The sequence below is a fragment of the Acinetobacter sp. V102_4 genome (assembly GCF_031799005.1).
Taxonomy (GTDB): Bacteria; Pseudomonadota; Gammaproteobacteria; order Pseudomonadales; family Moraxellaceae; genus Acinetobacter; species Acinetobacter calcoaceticus.
This window is the reverse complement of sequence record NZ_JAVQNR010000049.1, coordinates 113,187-133,087: the sequence shown is the minus strand read 5'-3', so window position 1 is coordinate 133,087 and position 19,901 is coordinate 113,187. Positions and strand designations below refer to the sequence as shown.

Below are 19,901 nucleotides of genomic sequence, written 5' to 3'. Positions count from 1 at the left end.
TATTAGGATATCAAGACCTTGTAGATCTTTAGCTAAGGCCTTGGTGACTTCCACACTTTTGGAAAGTCGGAGAACGGACATGCCACGTATTCCTGTAATCAATACTAGCCATCTTGACCGTATTGATGAATTACTTGTAGATAATATCGATACAGGTGAATTTAAACTTCATCGCTCAGTGTTTACTGACGAAGCCCTATTTGACCTCGAAATGAAATATATCTTCGAAGGTAATTGGGTTTACTTAGCGCACGAAAGCCAAATTCCAAATAATAATGACTACTACACCACTCACATTGGTCGTCAGCCAGTCATTATTGCACGTAACCGTAACGGCGAATTGAATGCCATGATCAATGCGTGTTCACACCGCGGAGCACAACTTTGCCGTCACAAGCGTGGTAACAAAGCAACATATACCTGCCCTTTCCACGGCTGGACGTTTAACAACTCAGGTAAACTTCTAAAAGTTAAAGACCCAAGCGAAGCTGGTTACTCTGACTGTTTTAATCAAGACGGCTCGCACGACCTTAAAAAAGTTGCTCGCTTTGAGAACTACAAAGGCTTCTTGTTTGGTAGCTTAAATCCAGATGTTCCTTCACTTGAAGAATTCTTGGGTGAAACCACCAAAATCATCGACATGATTGTTGATCAATCTGAACATGGTCTGGAAGTTTTACGTGGTTCATCTACTTATACCTATGAAGGCAACTGGAAACTCACTGCTGAAAATGGTGCGGATGGTTACCACGTTTCTGCTGTTCACTGGAACTATGCAGCAACGACTCAACACCGTAAAGAAACTCAAGCTGCTGATAACATTCGCGCGATGAGCGCTGGTTCTTGGGGTAAACAAGGTGGTGGCTCGTATGGTTTTGAAAATGGCCATATGTTGCTTTGGACACAATGGGCAAACCCAGAAGACCGTCCAAACTTCCCGAACGCAGACGAATACACCGAAAAATACGGTGAAGCAATGTCGAAATGGATGATTGAGCGCTCACGTAACCTGTGCCTCTATCCAAACGTTTATTTGATGGATCAGTTCGGTTCGCAAATTCGTGTACTTCGCCCACTTTCTGTCAATAGAACCGAAGTCACCATTTACTGTATCGCACCTAAAGGCGAAGCACCTGAAGCTCGCGCGCGTCGTATCCGTCAATATGAAGATTTCTTTAATGCCTCAGGCATGGCAACACCAGACGATTTAGAAGAATTCCGTGCTTGTCAGGCAGGCTACGCAGGTATTGCACTTGAATGGAATGACATGTGCCGTGGTTCAAAACATTGGATTTATGGGCCAGACGATGCAGCAAACGAAATTGGTTTAAAACCAATGTTAAGTGGTATCAAAACTGAAGATGAAGGTCTTTATCTTGCCCAACATCAATATTGGTTACACACCATGAAACATGCGATTGCATCAGAGAAAGAAATTGCTGATCAGGGAGAAACAGCATGAGCACTCAAGACAAAGCAACTTTAGAAAATATTGCTCAGTTTCTCTATCGCGAAGCTCGCTTTTTAGATGATGAACAATGGGATGACTGGCTTGCATGCTACGCACCGGAAGCTTCTTTCTGGATGCCAGCTTGGGACGACGACGATAGATTAACTGAAGACCCTCAATCGGAAATTTCACTCATTTATTACCCAGACCGTCAAGGTTTAGAATATCGTGTATTCCGTATTAAAACTGAGCGTTCATCTGCAACCATGCCGGACACACGCACAAGCCACAATATTGCCAACGTTGAAGTCGTAGAACGCGATGGAGATAAAGTTACTGTTCGCTTTAACTGGAATACCTTGAGTTTCCGTTACAAGACAAATTACAGCTATTTCGGTATGTCACGTTATGTGATCGATTTTTCAGGTGATCAACCAAAAATCTTGAGCAAGTATGTCGTTTTGAAAAATGACTACATTAATCAAGTGATTGATATTTACCACCTTTAAGACATACCCCCTCAGTTAAACGGACTGTTGGCTGAGGGTAAAAGTTTCAAATATTTTGTAGGATACATGCCATGTCAAACCACAATATTGCACTTCAATTTGAAGATGGTGTTACACGTTTCATTAACGTAGCTCAAGGCGAAACCTTATCTGACGCAGCCTATCGCCAAAAAATTAATATTCCTTTGGATTGCCGTGATGGTGCATGTGGAACTTGCCGCGCATTTTGCGAGTCAGGTCATTATGACATGCCAGAAGAAACCTATATTGAAGATGCATTAACTCCAGAAGAAGCTGAGCAAGGCTATATTCTTGCTTGCCAATGTCGCCCAACCTCAGATGCTGTATTTCAAATTCAAGCATCATCAGATGTCTGCAAAACAGAAATTCATAGCTTCCAAGGTACATTAGCTCGCGTTGAAAATTTATCAGATTCAACCATCACGTTTGATATTCAACTTGATGAAGGCCAACCGGATATTCATTTCCTTGCAGGTCAGTATGTGAATGTTGCAATTCCAGAAACTGGCGAAACACGTTCATATTCATTTAGCTCAAAACCGGGCAATCGCTTAACAGGCTTTGTGGTCCGTAACGTACCGAACGGCAAAATGAGTGAATTCTTGAGCAAAAATGCCCAAGCTGGCGACAAAATGACATTTACCGGTCCATTCGGTAGCTTCTATTTACGTAATGTAGCGCGTCCAGTGCTGATGCTCGCAGGCGGCACTGGCATTGCCCCATTTATGTCGATGTTACAAGTGCTTGAAGAAAAAGGTTCAGAACAGCCTGTTCGTTTAGTCTTTGGCGTAACCAATGACTTTGATTTGGTTGCTCTAGAAAAACTCAATGAGTTGCAGGCGAAATTCCCATGGTTTGAATACCGCACTGTAGTTGCAAGCTCTGAGAGCAACCATGAACGCAAAGGCTATGTCACTGGTCATATTGAAAGTGAATGGTTAAACGGTGGTGATGTCGATGTTTATCTATGTGGCCCAGTACCAATGGTAGAGGCTGTACGTGGCTGGTTAGAAACTGAAAATATCAAACCTGCTAATTTCTTGTTTGAAAAATTCTCTGCGAATTAACAGGTGGAGAAGTTATCTATGTCAAACCATCAAAGATTTACCGATAAGGTCGTGATTGTCACGGGTAGTGCCCAAGGTATTGGTCGTGGCGTGGCCCTGCAAGTCGCGGCTGAAGGTGGACAAGTCATCATGACTGACCGCTCTGAATATGTTGAAGAAGTTCTCAAAGAAATTCAGAATGCAGGTGGCGATGCTGTCACGATTAATGCCGACCTTGAAACCTACGCAGGTGCTCAAGCGGTTGTTGCAAAAGCCATTGAACACTATGGTCGGATCGATATCCTGATTAATAATGTAGGTGGCGCGATCTGGATGAAACCTTTTGAAGAGTTTTCCGAAGAAGAGATCATTAAGGAAGTGAATCGCTCATTGTTTCCAACTTTATGGTGCTGCCGCGCTGTGTTGCCCGCCATGATTAAGCAACAATCGGGTGTTATTGTAAATGTATCTTCAATTGCAACCCGTGGCATTAATCGTATTCCCTACTCGGCATCTAAAGGTGGTGTAAATGCTTTAACGGCATCGCTTGCTTTTGAACATGCTAAAGACGGGATCCGAGTCAATGCAGTTGCGACGGGTGGAACCGAAGCACCGCCTCGCAAAGTACCGCGTAACGCCAACCCATTAAGTCAAAATGAAAAAGACTGGATGCAGCAAGTGGTTGATCAAACAATAGATCGAACATTTATGGGCCGTTATGGCACAATTCAAGAACAAGTGAATGCAATTTTATTTCTTGCATCAGACGAAGCATCGTATATGACCGGATCGGTTATTTCGGTCGGAGGTGGAGATCAGGGTTAACCCTGATCTTTTTGTATGATTGGGTAAATAACATGATTTGCATGGAGGCAATCGCACATGGCAACCCTGTTAAAGACATTAAAAAATGACTGGTCCATATCAGCAACAGTTGCTGGCTTTCTTGCAGTTTTAATTTCTTACTCAGGCCCACTGATTATTTTTTTCCAAGCTGCTCAGCGCGCCCATGTGTCCACCGATATGATGGTGTCATGGATTTGGGGAATTTCAATTGGTGCTGCTGTTTCAGGTATTTATCTTTCGATTAAATATAAAACTCCTGTCATTACCGCATGGTCTGCACCAGGTACTGCCCTGTTAGTGACGCTATTCCCAAATGTCTCACTTCATGAAGCGGTAGCCGCTTATATTACTTCTGCTATCGTTATTTTTTTAATTGGCATTACTGGTTACTTCGACAAATTACTGAAATGGATTCCGCAAGATGTCGCAGCAGGCATGATGGCAGGTATTCTTTTTCAATTTGGTATTGGTCTATTTACCGCATCTGATAGCATGCCTTTTATTGTTTTTAGCATGCTCATTGTCTTTTTAATTGCCAAGCGTTTAATGCCACGCTACACCATGATTTGGGTATTAGCTGCCGGAGTTTTATTAAGCCTCATTTTAGGCAAAATGAATCCGGTTGATGTGAGTTTTAGTTTAGCTATCCCGCAGTGGATTAGCCCAGAGTGGACATGGAACTCAACTCTTAACCTTGCTCTTCCTCTCATTTTAGTCAGCTTAACTGGTCAATTTTTACCGGGTATGGCGATCATGAAACTCAGCGGTTATGACACGCCAGCCAAACCGATTATTAGCGTTACCAGTATTGCTTCTTTAGCTGTTGCTTGCGTAGGTGGTATTACCATTGTGCTTGCCTCAATTACCGCTGCTTTATGTATGGGCAAAGATGCACATGAACTTAAAGAAAAACGATATATTGCGGGTATCGCTAATGGAATTTTTTATATTTTAGGAGGCTTATTTGCTGGCAGTATTGTCATGCTATTTAGCTTACTCCCTAAAGAGTTGGTTGCAGCACTGGCAGGTTTAGCCTTGCTTGGAGCGATTGCCACAAATATTTCTGTCGCCATGAGAAATGATAGTCAACGTGATGCTGCACTTATTACCTTTTTAGCTACAGCATCAGGCATGCACTTTCTTGGATTAAGCTCAGTGTTTTGGGGTATTTGTATTGGTGTAATCGCCCATTTCATTCTCACACCACGATCAACTCCGGCCACAAATTAAGTTTTTTATCTAAGCGCCCACCACTAAAATAAAGCCTCAATCGCCACATCAGGATGCAAATAATTTGCTAACCCTGATTTGGCGATTTTTATTTAATATCAATTAAATTTCATTTTCAAAGGTCAATTTCTAAAATAATTAAATAATAGACTTTAATCTCCTATCTTAATATTTTCATTCCAATTCATAATATAAATTTAGCTCTATTTTTATCAGTGATTCTTAGCAAGAAAATCAAGAATAAAACACCAATAAAAACATTGAAATTCTCACCATATAATATTTAACATCATTTAATACAGATAGTAAAACCAACCTCAAAAATCAAAATAAATTCATATTTTTCAAATAATTAAATTAATAAAAACACAATACCTTAAAGACATAAAGATATATCAATTAGGTTTTTGACTCTAACTCAATAACAAAATAGTTTATTAAAAAATAACGCGATACTTCACAAATTGGAGGTGAAGAAAATGGATACGAGCAAGGTTAATATTAATGAGCTAATTGACAAGGCCAGTTTTACTTCTTTTCATTGGAAAGTTTTAATCTGGTGTTTACTTATTATTATTTTTGATGGATATGACTTAGTCATTTATGGAGTAGCACTCCCTTTATTAATGCAACAATGGTCATTAACTGCGGTAGAAGCAGGTTTGCTGGCAAGCGCGGCTCTATTTGGCATGATGTTTGGTGCCATGATTTTCGGCACACTTTCGGACAAGCTCGGGCGTAAAAAAACCATCCTGATTTGTGTGACTTTATTTAGTGGATTTACCTTTATCGGTGCTTTTGCCAAAGGACCAACTGAATTTGCAATTTTGCGCTTTATTGCTGGCCTTGGTATTGGTGGCGTGATGCCAAACGTGGTCGCACTCATGACCGAATATGCGCCTAAAAAAATTCGTAGTACCTTAGTCGCAATCATGTTTAGTGGTTACGCAATTGGTGGCATGACATCTGCTCTACTCGGTGCATGGCTCGTGAAAGATATGGGCTGGCAAATCATGTTTTTACTTGCAGGTATTCCACTGCTATTACTCCCACTGATCTGGAAATTTCTGCCTGAGTCTCTCACCTTTTTAGTGAAATCTAATCAGAGTGAACAGGCTAAAAGTATTGTCAGCAAAATTGCACCTCAAACTCAGGTAAACGCCAATACACAACTGGTGTTAAACGAAAGCACAACAACTGAAGCACCTGTCCGTGCACTTTTTCAACAAGGCCGTACCTTCAGCACATTTATGTTCTGGATTGCTTTCTTTATGTGCTTACTCATGGTGTATGCCTTAGGAAGCTGGTTACCTAAACTTATGCTGCAAGCGGGCTATTCGCTAGGTGCGAGCATGTTGTTCCTGTTCGCACTTAACATCGGTGGCATGGTCGGTGCAATTGGTGGAGGGGCTTTAGCAGACAGATTCCATTTAAAACCAGTCATTACCATCATGTTTATTGTGGGGTCAGCAGCTTTAATTTTACTTGGTATCAATAGTCCACAATTTATTTTATATAGCCTGATTGCCATTGCTGGTGCTGCCACAATTGGTTCACAAATCTTACTCTACACGTTTGTTGCACAGTTCTACCCGACAGCACTTCGTTCAACTGGCATGGGCTGGGCATCTGGAATTGGTCGTATTGGTGCAATTATCGGTCCAGTTTTAACTGGCGCCCTACTCACATTTGAGCTTCCTCACCAAATGAATTTCTTAGCGATTGCGATTCCGGGTGTAATTGCTGCACTTGCAATATTTATGGTCAATCTAAAAGCCTCTGTTGCCGCACAAACGCCATCAACATTTAACACTCAAAACACGCTTACCCAGCAGTAAACATACATGCGCCTAGGACTGGCGCATAGATTTTGGAAATGGATTATGGAATTATTACATCGCCTTAAGCCACATGCTTTAACCTTTGCAACCTTAGTATTGATGTGTGGCAATTCATGGGCTGCAAATCCAAATCAGCAGGCTGAAGATGAATGGAAATTCACTTTAAAGAATGCCTACATCAACCGTAATTTTGACAACGATGCGCTCAAAGATACTGGCAGTTGGTCTCAGGCAGCATCTTTATTTTATAAATCGAAAATGCATGATACCCCGCTGCAAATTGCAGACAAACCTATTACGATTGGTGCAGATGCTTCCGTTCAATACGCCGTGCGCCTAAGTTCGGACAAACATGTAGCAGACACAGTTTTACCTTTTAATAAGGAAACTCAGTCACAAGCATCAGACTTTTTAAAATACGGGGCGACATTAAAATTAGGTTATGACAAAACGCTTTTGAGTGTGGGTGAGCTTTGGCTCGATTTACCTGTAACCGCTGTCGATGCCAGCCGACAATTGCTCGCTTCTTATTGGGGAACCAATTTAAAGTCGCAACTTTCGGATCAGCTGTATGCCGAAATTGGTCGAGTTGAAAAAGTATCGCCACGAAATGAAGAAGACTTTAAAAAGTTTTCATTCACGGCAAATGGAATTACCAAAGAATCTGATGGCTTAAATTATATTGACCTACGCTACCAATTTACGCCTGCTTTAAAGGGTGAGTACTACTTTGGTAATTTAGAAGACCTCTATAACAAACACTATGTTGGGCTTGAGCATAATTGGAAACAACCTAATTTCGCTCTTACTTCTAAGTTTAAATACTTCAATGCAAAAGATGATGGCAACACTTTTGATATCGATGCACAAAACATTGGAGTACTAGAAACGCTTAAAGTGAAAAATCATACCTTTGGTTTAGGCTACCAACAAATCATGGGTGAGTCAGCTTATCCATTACCGGATGGTTTCTTACCGGAAACCTATTTCATTAACTGGAATGCTACTGGTTTCTTTAAAGAAGATGAAAAGTCTTACCATGTCATGTATGGCTACGACTTTAAAGATTATGTGCCCGGCCTAAACGCAATGGTGAAATATGTGTATGGGCATGACTTTAAAGCAGCGAATGATGAGAAAAACCACGAAACCGAGTCGAACGTGATTTTAAACTATGCGTTTCAACAGCCGTACTTAAAGGGCGTTGCCCTGCAATACATTCGCATTGATTACAATGTTAAACATGGCAATGATTTTGGTGAAGACCGCCTGTTTGTCAATTACACCAAAAAGTTTTAATAACTTTTGATTTAATTTAAGCGGGCTAATTTTAGTCCGCTTTATTATTTTTGAGCCATAAAAAAACGCCCTTACGAGCGTTTTTAATTAATCTTGTAACTTAAGCAACGTGCTTTTGTACAACAATCGAACCTACTGAATAACCAGCACCAAAAGATGAAATCACGCCATATTCGCCATCATTCACTTCATGCCCTGTACGGTGCAAAGCAATAATCACACCTGCTGAAGAGGTATTGGCAAATTCATCTAAAATAATTGGTGCGCGGCTTAAATCTGCCTCTTTACCAGCAACATATTTCAAGATTAGTTCATTCATGTTGGCATTGGCTTGGTGTAACCAGAAACGTTTAATATCGTTTGCAGTTAACTGTATTTTTTCCAACTGCGCATTAATGATTTTTGCTACCAAGGGACAAACATCTTTAAACACTTTGCGGCCATCTTGACGGAATAATTTGTCGTCAACTACAGCATCTTCGCTACGGTTTAAGAAGCCGAAGTTATTACGAATGTTATTTGAAAATTGAGTAAATAAATGAATATCTAAAATTTCAAAACCAGTTTTAGTCGTAGTCTCTTCAATAATAGAAGCAGTTGCAACATCACCAAAAATGAAGTGACAATCACGGTTACGGTAATCTAGGTGACCAGAGGTAATCTCAACATTCACCAATAAAACACGGCGAGCGCCTGAACGAATTGCATCTGCCGCTTGTTTCAAACCAAAAGTAGCAGCTGAACATGCAACATTCATGTCATATGCATAACCTTGAATACCTAGCGCCGACTGGATTTCAATCGCGACTGCCGGATAAGCACGCTGCATGTTTGAACATGCCAAAATTACGACATCAATATCTTCAGCAGTAACCCCTGCATTTTCCATTGCTTGTTTAGCCGCAATAACGCCCCATTCGGCCTGAAGAGACAGCTCATCATTTGAACGCTCAGACAAACGAGGACGTAAACGAGTCGGATCGAGAATTCCTGATTTTTCGATTACGTAACGGCTTTTAATACCAGAAGCTTTTTCAATAAATTCAGCACTTGAACCACGTAACTCTTCAAGTTCACCAGATGCAATTTTCTCTGCATTGTCTTGGTTATATTGTTCCACATAAGCATTTAAACTGACGGCCAGTTCTTCATTAGAAATGGTTTCTGTTGGATGAAATAGCCCAGTACCTGTAATACGAATGCCCATGTAAAACTCCTAAAAAAATGAAAAGGGTCTGTTAATCTTTCATTTATAAATTGCGTTGTTCGCTAAAAACAACATAAACAGACCCATATCTATTTTAACTGATTCCCAAACGATCCCATAACTTTTGCAGTCGAGTTGGTGAAATAGGCATCTTGGTTTTCATCGGTTGAGAAAATAAAGAAATGCGAAACTCTTCCAACATCAAATACAATTCTTTGATTTTAGGATCATTTTTCAATTTAAACACCTTGTCCATCCATGGATCGACATCGTCAATTGCTGCATGATCTCGCTGTAGATTATTGGGCAATCGGTCTAAACGCAATAGCAGCGCTTTCAAATAACGCGGGTATTCCTGCCAAAGATCGACAGGCTGGCAATAAACAAAATTGCCAAGTGACATTAAATCTAACTGATCTTCAATATCATCAATACTTCGCCCAAATATCTCTGGATCAAGCACCAAAAGCTGACGGCGAATTTGCTGCCATTGAATATAAATCTCGCTCAATTGCTCAAGAGCTTGCTGACCATAACTCAAAAATTGCTTTTTGACCTGTTCTAGCAGCTTATTAAATTCATCTGCATTAATTGGCAGAGTCGTAATTGCCATTTGCAAGGTTGCATAGACCAACATCTGCTCAAGTTTAGCTTTATCGCCCAAAGGTGAGTAAGCTAAAGCAAGCGATTTTGAAATCTGCTTTTTCAACTGACGAACCAAGTCACCAAGTTGCATGTGTACCAGGCGGATAATGCCTTCACGATGGTGTTTAATGGCTTCAGCCTGATCATTAAAGGTTTGTATGACAATACCAGAATCATCTTTAGCATCAGTTTCAGCAAAAGCTTTGGTCGGCACTAAAGCCTGATATTGTTTCACAACAACACCTGTGACCTTGTGCGAAGCCTCAAAAGTAAAGTTGTCAGGGAAGTTTTTAAACTCACCTTTTTGCTGTTTTACTGGACGATGAGTTTCCACACGACAACGTGCTTTTAACTCTGGCAGATCACGACCTTTGGCAATCAATTTACCTTTTTCATCAATGACTTTAATGAACGGCACCAAATATGGATCAATGCGTTCAAACGAGAAATCTTTGTCTGTAATTTGCTCGCCACGTAAGGCAAAAGCTAAATAACTAAAAATATGTTCACGTAAATGTACTGCATCAATACCCTGCATGAGCTTACGAGCTGTATCAGGAATAGGCACCACATTACGACGCTTGTCTTTAGGTAACGCTTTGAGTAAAGCCTCAATTAAGTCTTGGCGCCAGCCCGGAATTCCCCATGACCAAATATTTTCATCGACTTGAGGTAGTGCCTGAACAGGAATCTGAACAGTTGCACCATCTTCGTCATGGCTTGGGTCAAAATGATATGTTGTTGCTAAACGTAGTTGACCATTATGCAGATGATCTGGAAATTGTTGCGTTGTTGGTCGGTCATTGAGCCAAAGTGCATCATCCTCAACAAATAAATAACGCGGATTATTTGCTTCTACCGTCGCTCGCCAGTCTTCAAAACTACGACGGCTTGCAATTTCTTCGGGAATTTTAGAGGCATAGAACTGATAAATTGTTTCTTCATCAACCACCAAATCACGGCGACGCAATTTATCTTCAACTCGCTCCACTTCTTCAAGTTTAAGTAAGTTGTGTTTTAAAAATGGTGGAACTGTACCCAAATTACCTGTGGTTAATGCATCACGTAAGAAAATCTCATGTGCAGCAGGCTGGTCAACTTTTTCAAAATTAATTAACCGTTTTGGTTCAATAATTAAACCAAACAAAGAAATTTGCGCGTAGGCATTTACGATCCCCGCTTTCTTAGACCAATGCGGTTCAAAATAGTGATATTTCAACAAGTCACGTGCAGCAAGCAAAATCCATTCAGGATCAATTTTGGCTAAAGTACGTAAATATACCTGAGACGTTTCGACCATCTCAAAAGCCATCACCCAAGAGGTATTGGTTTTGTGCAGCGTACTTGCCGGAAAAACTTTTGCCTTTTGCTGACGCACCGCCATAAAGGTGTTGCGTTCATCTGTTTTATTGGCAATGAAAGAAAGTAACCCTGTCAGCAACGCACGATGCAAATTTTCATAATTTGCATCTTTTTCATTAAAGCTGAGTTTTAAACCTTCTGCTAATTCAACTAATTGCTGATGCGTTTGTTTCCACTCACGTAAACGCAACCAACTTAAAAAATTCTCCTTAGCAAACTGACGTCGTTTATTTTCAGACATACTTGCTTCACCTTTAGGATTTAAAGTATCCCAAAGTTTCAAATAAAACAGAAAATCTGAATCTGCTTCTTTGAACAATGCATGCTTTTGGTCAGCCTGCATTTGTTTGTCTGCTGGTCGTTCACGCGGATCTTGAACCGCTAAAGCACTCACCACAATCAAGATTTCTTTGAGTACACCAAAATGTGCACCACCAATAATCATACGCGCTAAACGTGGGTCAATCGGCATACGTGCCATCATTTGCCCGACTTTGGTCAGCTCATTTTTCTTCTCATTCATTGCCCCTAACTCAATCAAGAGCTTTCGACCATCATTCACAAGACGGAAATCTGGCGGTTCAATAAAATCGAAGTTTTCTAACTCACCTAAGCCCAAACTTTGCATTTGCAAAATAACGGAAGCTAAGTTAGTTCGTTTAATTTCCGGTTCGGTAAATTCTGGACGACTTAAAAAATCTTCTTCGCTGTATAAACGAATACAGACACCAGCAGTAATACGACCGCAACGTCCTTTACGTTGATTGGCAGCGGCTTGGGAAATAGCTTCAATCGGTAAGCGTTGAACCCGTGATCGATAGTTATAACGAGAAATACGGGCAAAACCGCTATCAATCACATAGCGAATATTAGGAACAGTAAGCGCTGTTTCGGCTACGTTAGTCGCAATAATAATACGACGGCCTTTACCACCTGGACTGAAAATCTTTTGTTGTTCAGAAACAGCTAAGCGCGCATACAACGGTAAAATTTCGGTATGTCTTGGCCCGTACTTTTGCAAGGTTTCCTGTAATTCACGAATTTCTTGCTCTGTGCTTGAGAAAATCAGAATATCGGCATGTTCTGGGTGACCTTTTGCTTCGGCATCGGCAAAACATTCTTCAACCGCTTGTACCACTGCACGTGGTAGATTTTCTTCAAAATCATCAAACTCATCGTCGTCACTTCCGCCAATATTCATCTCTGAAATTGGACGATAAAGCACTTCAACTGGATAACTACGCCCTTCAACTTCAAAAATTGGTGCGTCATTAAAGTAATTACTAAAACGATTTACATCTAAAGTTGCAGAAGTCACGATAACTTTAAGGTCTGGGCGTTTTGGCAGTAACTGCTTTAAATAGCCCATAATAAAGTCGATATTGAGTGAGCGTTCATGCGCCTCATCAATAATGATCGTGTCATATTTAGATAAGAAACGGTCATTGCCTAACTCGGCAAGTAAAATACCGTCGGTCATTAACCGGACAATCGAATCTTGCGAACCTTGTTCATTAAATCGGATTTTAAAACCAATCGACTCGCCAAGCTTTTCGCCGACTTCTTCTGCAATACGCTGCGACACACTACGTGCTGCTAAACGGCGTGGCTGTGTATGACCAATCATACCTGTTAAGCCACGACCTGCTAACATTGCAATTTGGGGAAGCTGAGTGGTTTTACCGGAACCTGTTTCACCTGCCACAATAATGACCTGATGCTTTTGAATTGCATCAATTAGACGGTCAGCATATTGAGAAACCGGTAGTTCCTGATTTAGTTTAATTTCAGGTAAACGTGCAAAGCGCTGTCTTACTTTGGCATTAGATTGTTCAAATAATTTTTCAATCTCTGCTGTATTGGCTTTTTTATCTTTACGTAAACGATTTAAACGGTGACGATCTCTTGCCATCACCCACTGATCTATATTTAAACCATTCTGCACAAACAAACTTTCCTGAAAATACAACAATCCGCTATTTTACGCTTTAATGTGCATAAGGTAAAACAATTGGTTTTTGATATATTTTTAATTTTTTTACATTTTACCCTTGAATTCTCACTAACGAGACTTCATGTTGTTAGGCAAGTTTCTTTTACTATAACTGTCATTTGATTTACATGTTTTTGCAGTCAAATCGAGTACAGTATTTGGGGACTTAAAAATCGCAAATTTATCACTTATTCAATTTTCCGATTTTAGTCATGTAAAAATACTATTTCCCCAATAAAGAATTTTTATTTATTCTACATCTCGTAAACAAGTTTAAATATAAACCTCAATCATGGAGACAATGATGAGCTTGATTAATACTGAAGTTAAACCATTCCAAGCAACTGCTTACCACAACGGCCAATTTGTTGAAGTTAACGAAACTAACCTTAAAGGTAAGTGGTCTGTTGTATTCTTCTATCCAGCTGACTTCACTTTCGTTTGTCCAACTGAACTTGGTGACTTAGCAGACAACTACGCTGAATTCCAAAAACTTGGTGTTGAAATTTATGCTGTATCTACTGATACACACTTCACGCACAAAGCTTGGCACGACACTTCTGAAGAAATCAAAAAAATTCAATATCCATTAGTTGGTGACCCAACTTGGACTCTTTCTAAAAACTTCGACGTTCTTATCGAATCTGAAGGCTTAGCTGACCGCGGTACTTTCGTTATCGATCCAGAAGGTAAAATCCAAATCGTTGAACTTAACGCTGGTGGTATCGGCCGTGATGCGTCTGAACTTCTTCGTAAAGTAAAAGCTGCTCAATACGTTCACGCTCACCCAGGTGAAGTTTGCCCAGCTAAATGGAAAGAAGGCGAAGCAACTCTTGCTCCATCTATCGACTTAGTTGGTAAAATCTAATTTTTTAGATTAGACCAATACGTCTGAAACCACCCTTTTTTAGGGTGGTTTTTTTATTGGTTATTTTTATAAATCTAAGCCCTACTCCACACCGAAATTTTATAGCTAATTTTTTACAATTCTTATACTTATAAATTTATAGCAACATTCATTTATGAATTGTCAGTCTGCTTAACTTAGAGTACTGTCAAATGATGAAACAAAAGAGTTTTTATATATGTACTAAAAGATCAAATAAAAGTAGGAGTAGTTATATGGAAAAATCTGTTGTTGTAACCTCTTGGAAATACGATGTTTCTTCACGCTATTTAAAAATTTTCTATAGCAATGGCTCAGGTGAGCTCTATCATCCCGTTCCAGAGTTTATCTACAATAATTTGCTACGTACAAATGATAAAACTGCATTTGTTCACAAATATCTTGAGTTTGATCTGCATTTTAAAAGGCTCTGTATTTCTGCTTAATCATAAAAAATCAGCCCGCTTGGGCTGATCTGTTTTATATCTTTCAACTATTTAAGCCGCGTCATTTTGTTCAATATATTTCTCTAGCATTTTTTCCTTCACATCAACATGCATATTGATTTTACTGAGGTCGCCCTTATAGTGATCGACAACGCGATCATCCATAATTTTTGACCACCAAGATGGAATAAATGCAGGCAGAATCATTGCACCATAGCCTGCTGGTAATTGCGGCGCATCTTCAAAGTGACGTAAGGTCTGAAAGCTCCGAGTTGGATTAGCATGATGATCTGAATGGCGTTGTAATTGATACAAGAACAAATTGGTCACCACATTATTATTGTTCCAGCTGTGCTCTGGCAAAGTACGTTCATATTGGCCATTTTCTTTCTTTGCACGCTTTAAGCCATAATGCTCAATATAATTCACCGATTCAAACAAAGTTACTGCATAAGCGGCTTGAGTGACTTGAAATGGAATCGAACGCGTACCAAATTTCGCAAACATGACTGCATGGTACACAGCAGACATCGCCCAGCCATGAATCAGCTCATTTTCCTTACAGAAGAAAGGCAATTTCTTACGTTCTAAACGATTCTTTTCAATTTCGATCGCCGACTTAAAGCTGCCAATCACGGTACGTGGTAAAAACTTCCAAAAGGTTTCACCAAATTGTGAAGATGCTGGGTCTTCAGGTGTCGCAACTCGACGGTGGTGTCCATAAGGATGTTCAATTCGGAAATGGTTATAACCCGATGGCGCTAAAGCTAAATGCGATAAATAATGTTCAAGCTGTCCATTCTTGTGGCTAAGTTCATGGGCAGTATTAATAGCAATTCCATTGACCATTCCCACCAAAGTTCCCAGTAAAACCTGATCAGCAAGAGATGTATTTTTACGACTGGCTAAATATGCCCCATAGATATTGGTCGCGTATTGCAGAGGAATAAAAAGTTTAACAATACGAGCGTAATACGGATCAGCTTCTAAATCTGCGATTGCATCTAATGGTGGATTTTCTGTGTCTTCACCAATCAATTTATCCAATGCTGGAATAACACCATGAAGAAATAATGGCCCAAATGAAGCGAAGAACTTTTTAGTTTTTTTAGGACCAAATTGATAGCCCGCCAGGCCACCCATTGCAATGGTCGGTACAGCCAAACCCAATAGCCATAAATGACGTTTTTTATCTTTAAATGTTGTTGTCGCTTGCTCGACATCCAGTTGAGTATGCATATTCATTAGAAACTCCAATCAAACACAAAATGCTTTGCTTGAATTGATTGTGTTCCTTCATAGCTTCTCTATATTATCATTTCAAGACTTGCTATTATCATTTTAAGACTTTACTGAGTTTTTCTTGTGCAGAAGCAACAGATCCCTGTTATTCCATCACGTTATTATTTACGGCTGATTGAGATTTTAATCAGCACGCATCAATACGATAACGATTTATTGACGGCATTCCAGCAAGAACTGGCAAAAACAGAATTATTATCGATTCAACAAATTGAACAATTCATTGAGATTGGTTTAAGTCTGCCCAATACTCAAGACTTGGCCTTTGAACTGGGTAAAAATATAAAACTCAGCTCACATAGTCTAGTGGGCTATGCGCTAATGACTAGTCCTAATTTGGAACATGCACTTAGGCTGATTGCCCAATATTTTAGACTGATTATGCCGAGTTTTAAGCTCAGTATTGGATTTCCGACCAATCAGCAAAAGGTTGAACTATTATTCGAACCGATTTTGCAGATGAATAAACAATGTTTGGCCTTTCATATTGAAGCGATTGCCGTGGCGTTTTACTACAGCCTGTTAGAGTTAGCAGGTCAGCAATTACAACGCTACCAAGTATATTTGAGTATTCCAGAGCCGAGCTATCAAGAACGTTACGTATCCTTAGTGAAAGCCAATTTCCACTTTAACTATACGTGGCTTTCAGGTATACGCGTAGTAATTGATCAACAGCAATTGGCACTGCCCTTACCTTTAGCTGATGCGCATAGTTTAAAAATAGTTGAGCAACGCTGTCTGGAACAAATCCAGAAGATCTATCATCAAGGTGAAATTGTTGAATGGGTCAGCATGATGTTGCGACAAGCCAATCAAGTCCCAACCCTAATGGAATGTGCCAAAGTCTTAAACATTTCTACCAAAACCTTGCAACGCTATTTGCAGCAACAAGGTGTTGAGTTTCAAGCTTTAAAGCAGCAGATCAGCACTGAACGTGCCATTGATTTATTAGAGAATTCTACCTTTACCATTACTCATATTGCCTATGAGCTGGGATATTCCAATCCTGCCAATTTCACCCGTGCATTTAATAAAGTACAGGGCTGTAGTCCGCAAGCTTATCGGCAAGAATATCTAAAGAAAGTGAACCTACTTCAGAACCACCATACATAAACCAGCGCCTACTGGCAAAATACTGCTCATAAAGTTTTGATCATTTTTGATCAGTTCCAGAAATGATTTTACTTCAGCCGCATGTGAAATGACGTTATCAATAATGAGTACGCCACCTTTTTGCTTGATCAACCGTTTTAAATCTGGCCAATAATTCTCATAAGCATTGCGCTCAGCATCTAACAAAATAAAATCAAACGTATCCTGAGCTTCTTTTAAATAATCGGCTGCATCGCCCACCCAAAATTGAACGATTTCACTAAGGTCTAACTCAGCAACATGGCGTTTCGCCTCAGCACTTCGCTTTGCATCAATTTCAACTGTAGTCACCTGCCCACCAGTTGCCTGAGCAGCTTCAGCAAGCCACAAAGTTGAGTAACCCGTTGACGTACCGATTTCTAAAATTGATTTGGCTTGCTGCATGCGAATAAATTGCGACAATAGTTTTGCAGACTCAGCCTCAATATTGCGATAACGCAGCAAGCGATCTGCCTGCTGGGCATCATGCCGTTTAAAGGTGTCATATAAATCTGCAACTCTTTGTAAGAAAAAAGTATTTGGCATATATTCACCCTTTAAACTCGTTATTTTATATGACAGCCGTTTGAGTTAAGTGCTTTGAATTAACTTAAACCGCGGTACGATACTTCCATCAGCCACTTGAACCGTTTCAGTAAACATATCTAGTGGACGCACCCAAGTTGAATAGTCACCATAAAGACACTGATAAACGACTAGCTCCTCTTCAGTCTCACTGTGTTTTGCCACAGAAAAAACTTGATAGAGATTACCTTTATAATGCTGATAAATGCCGCGTTGCAATGACATGAAAGTACCTTTTAATGTTATGACATAAAATCTTTACAGCCATATAACATATATAAATTTTTAAATACTTTCACTTTAAAAGATAAAAAAGAGTAATAAAGGACACTTAAAGACAAATTACCGCTTTAAATTATTGATATTGTTTATGAGCACCACACCACATTCAAAAAACCGATCAAATATATAAAAACATACTGTTTCACCTATTTTATGTTTTGACGTACTATGCATCTATTGAAAGAATTTGGATGCATTGGAGTAAAAACAGATGTTAGATCAAAACATTAAAACTCAATTAAAAGCTTACCTAGAACGTTTAGAAAGTCCAATCGAATTAGTTGCTGCTTTGGATGAATCAGATAAAGCTGCTCAAATTAAAGAGCTGGTTACCGAAATTGCTGAACTTTCTGACAAGGTGACTGCACGTTTTGATGGTAACAATACACGTCGTCCAAGCTTTGGTGTGGCTAAAGCAGGCGAACAACCTCGTGTGTTCTTTGCTGGCTTACCGATGGGCCATGAGTTTACATCTTTGATCTTGGCGCTGTTACAAGTGTCTGGCTATGCTCCTAAAGTGTCTGATGAAGTATTGAACCAGATTAAAGGTTTAAACCTCAAAGCTGACTTTGATGTGTTTGTATCGTTAAGCTGTCATAACTGTCCGGACGTGGTACAGGCGCTTAACCTGATTGCAATTTATAACCCGAACACAACTGCAACCATGATCGATGGTTCATTCTTCCAAGATGAAGTAGAACAACGCAAAATCATGGCTGTTCCAATGGTGTTCCAAGATAATGAACACATTGGTCAAGGTCGTATGACACTTGAAGAGATTGTGGCAAAACTCGACACCAACTCTGCTGAAAAAGATGCAGTAGCGCTTAATGCCAAAGATGCGTTTGATGTGTTAGTGATTGGTGGTGGTCCTGCGGGTGCAACAGCTGCCATCTATGCAGCACGTAAAGGCATTAACACAGGTATCGTGGCTGAACGCTTTGGTGGTCAGGTGATGGACACCATGGACATTGAAAACTTCACGTCTGTTCAAAAAACTCAAGGACCTAAGTTTGCTGCTGAAATGGAAGCACATGTTCGTGAATATGATGTTGATATCATGAACCTGCAACGCGTCAGCAAAATCGTTGGTGCAGATCAAACTGCAAATGGTCTGGTTGAAGTTGAACTCGAAAACGGTGCAAAGCTTGAATCGAAAACAGTAATCCTTTCAACAGGTGCACGTTGGAGAGAAATGAATGTACCGGGTGAAGCTGAATACCGTACCCGTGGTGTCGCGTACTGCCCACACTGTGATGGTCCATTGTTCAAAGGCAAACGTGTTGCTGTGATTGGTGGTGGTAACTCGGGTGTAGAAGCTGCAATTGACCTTGCAGGGATTGTTGAGCATGTGACTTTAGTTGAGTTCGACACCAAACTACGTGCAGACCAAGTCTTGCAAAATAAACTGCATAGCTTGCCAAACACCACTGTGATTATGAATGCCTTAAGTACAGAAGTATTAGGTGACGGCTCACAAGTGACTGGTCTTAAATATAAAGATCGTGCTACTGATGAAGAGCATGTAGTTGAGCTTGCTGGGATCTTTGTACAGATTGGTTTATTACCAAACACTGACTTCTTGAAAGACAGTGAGCTTGAGTTAACCAATCGTGGCGAGATCATTGTGAATGACCGCAACGAAACCAATGTGAAAGGTGTATTTGCTGCGGGTGACTGTACTACGGTTCCGTACAAACAAATCATTATTGCCACCGGCGAAGGTGCTAAAGCATCACTCTCTGCGTTTGATTACATCATCCGTTCTGGGCAATAAAAACAGGTCAAACCATTATTATTTAATTCAAGCCTAGCATTAC

General features: G+C 40.1%; 15 protein-coding genes and 1 pseudogene. 11 read left to right on the top strand and 5 right to left on the bottom strand.

All coding sequences use genetic code 11. The annotated features are described in order from the left end of the window. Nucleotides 1–79: 79 nt before the first annotated feature. From benA to RMB13_RS14040, 7 genes and pseudogenes are all read left to right on the top strand, one after another. Nucleotides 80–1,462, top strand: coding sequence for a benzoate 1,2-dioxygenase large subunit (gene benA / locus RMB13_RS14070; RefSeq protein ID WP_281831630.1), 1,383 nt, complete (start codon nucleotides 80–82; stop codon nucleotides 1,460–1,462). After that, a pseudogene (benB, locus tag RMB13_RS14065) lies at nucleotides 1,459–1,978 on the top strand (benzoate 1,2-dioxygenase small subunit). The gene benA and the pseudogene benB overlap by 4 nt, the downstream one beginning before the upstream one ends. Nucleotides 1,979–2,030: 52 nt before the next feature. Then, a complete protein-coding gene (benC, locus tag RMB13_RS14060) occupies nucleotides 2,031–3,047 on the top strand; it encodes a benzoate 1,2-dioxygenase electron transfer component BenC (protein WP_281831628.1) in 1,017 nt (338 codons plus the stop codon). A gap of 18 nt (nucleotides 3,048–3,065) precedes the next feature. Next, complete coding sequence (locus RMB13_RS14055; protein ID WP_311085535.1) at nucleotides 3,066–3,851, top strand: 1,6-dihydroxycyclohexa-2,4-diene-1-carboxylate dehydrogenase; 786 nt, start codon at nucleotides 3,066–3,068, stop codon at nucleotides 3,849–3,851. A 57-nt stretch (nucleotides 3,852–3,908) separates the two neighbouring features. Continuing rightward, the gene (gene benE, locus RMB13_RS14050; RefSeq protein WP_311085534.1) at nucleotides 3,909–5,102 is read left to right on the top strand and encodes a benzoate/H(+) symporter BenE; all 1,194 of its coding nucleotides are present in this window, start codon (nucleotides 3,909–3,911) and stop codon (nucleotides 5,100–5,102) included. 479 nt (nucleotides 5,103–5,581) lie between these two features. After that, entirely contained in the window at nucleotides 5,582–6,940 is a 1,359-nt protein-coding gene (locus RMB13_RS14045; RefSeq protein WP_311075244.1) for an aromatic acid/H+ symport family MFS transporter, read from the top strand. 45 nt (nucleotides 6,941–6,985) lie between these two features. Beyond that, nucleotides 6,986–8,242 carry an OprD family outer membrane porin gene (locus tag RMB13_RS14040; protein ID WP_311085533.1) on the top strand — a complete coding sequence of 419 codons (1,257 nt, stop codon included), beginning with the start codon at nucleotides 6,986–6,988 and terminating at the stop codon, nucleotides 8,240–8,242. A 100-nt stretch (nucleotides 8,243–8,342) separates the two neighbouring features. Here RMB13_RS14040 and RMB13_RS14035 read toward each other — a convergent pair whose 3' ends face one another. Together RMB13_RS14035 and hrpA are read right to left on the bottom strand one after the other, a co-directional pair. Further along, nucleotides 8,343–9,449 (bottom strand): beta-ketoacyl-ACP synthase III, encoded by a 1,107-nt coding sequence (locus tag RMB13_RS14035; protein ID WP_311085532.1) that lies wholly within the window; start codon nucleotides 9,447–9,449, stop codon nucleotides 8,343–8,345. A gap of 94 nt (nucleotides 9,450–9,543) precedes the next feature. Then, nucleotides 9,544–13,401 carry an ATP-dependent RNA helicase HrpA gene (hrpA, locus tag RMB13_RS14030; RefSeq protein ID WP_311085531.1) on the bottom strand — a complete coding sequence of 1,286 codons (3,858 nt, stop codon included), beginning with the start codon at nucleotides 13,399–13,401 and terminating at the stop codon, nucleotides 9,544–9,546. Between the two features lie 352 nt (nucleotides 13,402–13,753). Between hrpA and ahpC the strand changes: the two genes are divergently transcribed. Together ahpC and RMB13_RS14020 are read left to right on the top strand one after the other, a co-directional pair. After that, nucleotides 13,754–14,317: an alkyl hydroperoxide reductase subunit C gene (ahpC, locus tag RMB13_RS14025; protein ID WP_003652649.1), complete on the top strand. Its 564-nt coding sequence runs from the start codon at nucleotides 13,754–13,756 to the stop codon at nucleotides 14,315–14,317. Between the two features lie 254 nt (nucleotides 14,318–14,571). Further along, the gene (locus RMB13_RS14020) at nucleotides 14,572–14,781 is read left to right on the top strand and encodes a KTSC domain-containing protein (protein WP_003652651.1); all 210 of its coding nucleotides are present in this window, start codon (nucleotides 14,572–14,574) and stop codon (nucleotides 14,779–14,781) included. A gap of 51 nt (nucleotides 14,782–14,832) precedes the next feature. On the opposite strand, the gene RMB13_RS14015 is transcribed toward RMB13_RS14020, so the two are convergent. Beyond that, on the bottom strand, nucleotides 14,833–16,026 hold the full coding sequence (locus RMB13_RS14015) for an alkane 1-monooxygenase (RefSeq protein WP_311085530.1): 1,194 nt from the start codon (nucleotides 16,024–16,026) through the stop codon (nucleotides 14,833–14,835). Nucleotides 16,027–16,146: 120 nt separating this feature from the next. On the opposite strand from RMB13_RS14015, the gene RMB13_RS14010 reads away from it, so the two are divergent. Next, on the top strand, nucleotides 16,147–17,196 hold the full coding sequence (locus RMB13_RS14010; protein ID WP_311085529.1) for an AraC family transcriptional regulator ligand-binding domain-containing protein: 1,050 nt from the start codon (nucleotides 16,147–16,149) through the stop codon (nucleotides 17,194–17,196). Here RMB13_RS14010 and RMB13_RS14005 read toward each other — a convergent pair. Both RMB13_RS14005 and RMB13_RS14000 read right to left on the bottom strand, forming a co-directional pair. Beyond that, entirely contained in the window at nucleotides 17,173–17,760 is a 588-nt protein-coding gene (locus RMB13_RS14005) for an O-methyltransferase (protein WP_311085528.1), read from the bottom strand. The two genes, RMB13_RS14010 and RMB13_RS14005, sit on opposite strands and share 24 nt — an antisense overlap. Nucleotides 17,761–17,805: 45 nt before the next feature. Beyond that, a complete protein-coding gene (locus RMB13_RS14000) occupies nucleotides 17,806–18,024 on the bottom strand; it encodes a DUF1653 domain-containing protein (protein WP_003652655.1) in 219 nt (72 codons plus the stop codon). A gap of 268 nt (nucleotides 18,025–18,292) precedes the next feature. Between RMB13_RS14000 and ahpF the strand changes: the two genes are divergently transcribed. Further along, nucleotides 18,293–19,858, top strand: a complete 1,566-nt coding sequence (gene ahpF, locus RMB13_RS13995) for an alkyl hydroperoxide reductase subunit F (RefSeq protein ID WP_311085527.1) — start codon at nucleotides 18,293–18,295, stop codon at nucleotides 19,856–19,858. The last annotated feature ends 43 nt before the right edge of the window (nucleotides 19,859–19,901 follow it).

What these genes read in the sequence shown, in the direction of transcription:
- benA (WP_281831630.1), top strand. Translation starts at nt 80, where the DNA reads ATGCCACGTATTCCTGTAATCAATACTAGCCATCTTGACCGTATTGAT.
- benC (WP_281831628.1), top strand. Translation starts at nt 2,031, where the DNA reads ATGTCAAACCACAATATTGCACTTCAATTTGAAGATGGTGTTACACGT.
- RMB13_RS14055 (WP_311085535.1), top strand. Translation starts at nt 3,066, where the DNA reads ATGTCAAACCATCAAAGATTTACCGATAAGGTCGTGATTGTCACGGGT.
- benE (WP_311085534.1), top strand. Translation starts at nt 3,909, where the DNA reads ATGGCAACCCTGTTAAAGACATTAAAAAATGACTGGTCCATATCAGCA.
- RMB13_RS14045 (WP_311075244.1), top strand. Translation starts at nt 5,582, where the DNA reads ATGGATACGAGCAAGGTTAATATTAATGAGCTAATTGACAAGGCCAGT.
- RMB13_RS14040 (WP_311085533.1), top strand. Translation starts at nt 6,986, where the DNA reads ATGGAATTATTACATCGCCTTAAGCCACATGCTTTAACCTTTGCAACC.
- RMB13_RS14035 (WP_311085532.1), bottom strand. Translation starts at nt 9,449, where the DNA reads ATGGGCATTCGTATTACAGGTACTGGGCTATTTCATCCAACAGAAACC.
- ahpC (WP_003652649.1), top strand. Translation starts at nt 13,754, where the DNA reads ATGAGCTTGATTAATACTGAAGTTAAACCATTCCAAGCAACTGCTTAC.
- RMB13_RS14020 (WP_003652651.1), top strand. Translation starts at nt 14,572, where the DNA reads ATGGAAAAATCTGTTGTTGTAACCTCTTGGAAATACGATGTTTCTTCA.
- RMB13_RS14015 (WP_311085530.1), bottom strand. Translation starts at nt 16,026, where the DNA reads ATGAATATGCATACTCAACTGGATGTCGAGCAAGCGACAACAACATTT.
- RMB13_RS14005 (WP_311085528.1), bottom strand. Translation starts at nt 17,760, where the DNA reads ATGCCAAATACTTTTTTCTTACAAAGAGTTGCAGATTTATATGACACC.
- RMB13_RS14000 (WP_003652655.1), bottom strand. Translation starts at nt 18,024, where the DNA reads ATGTCATTGCAACGCGGCATTTATCAGCATTATAAAGGTAATCTCTAT.
- ahpF (WP_311085527.1), top strand. Translation starts at nt 18,293, where the DNA reads ATGTTAGATCAAAACATTAAAACTCAATTAAAAGCTTACCTAGAACGT.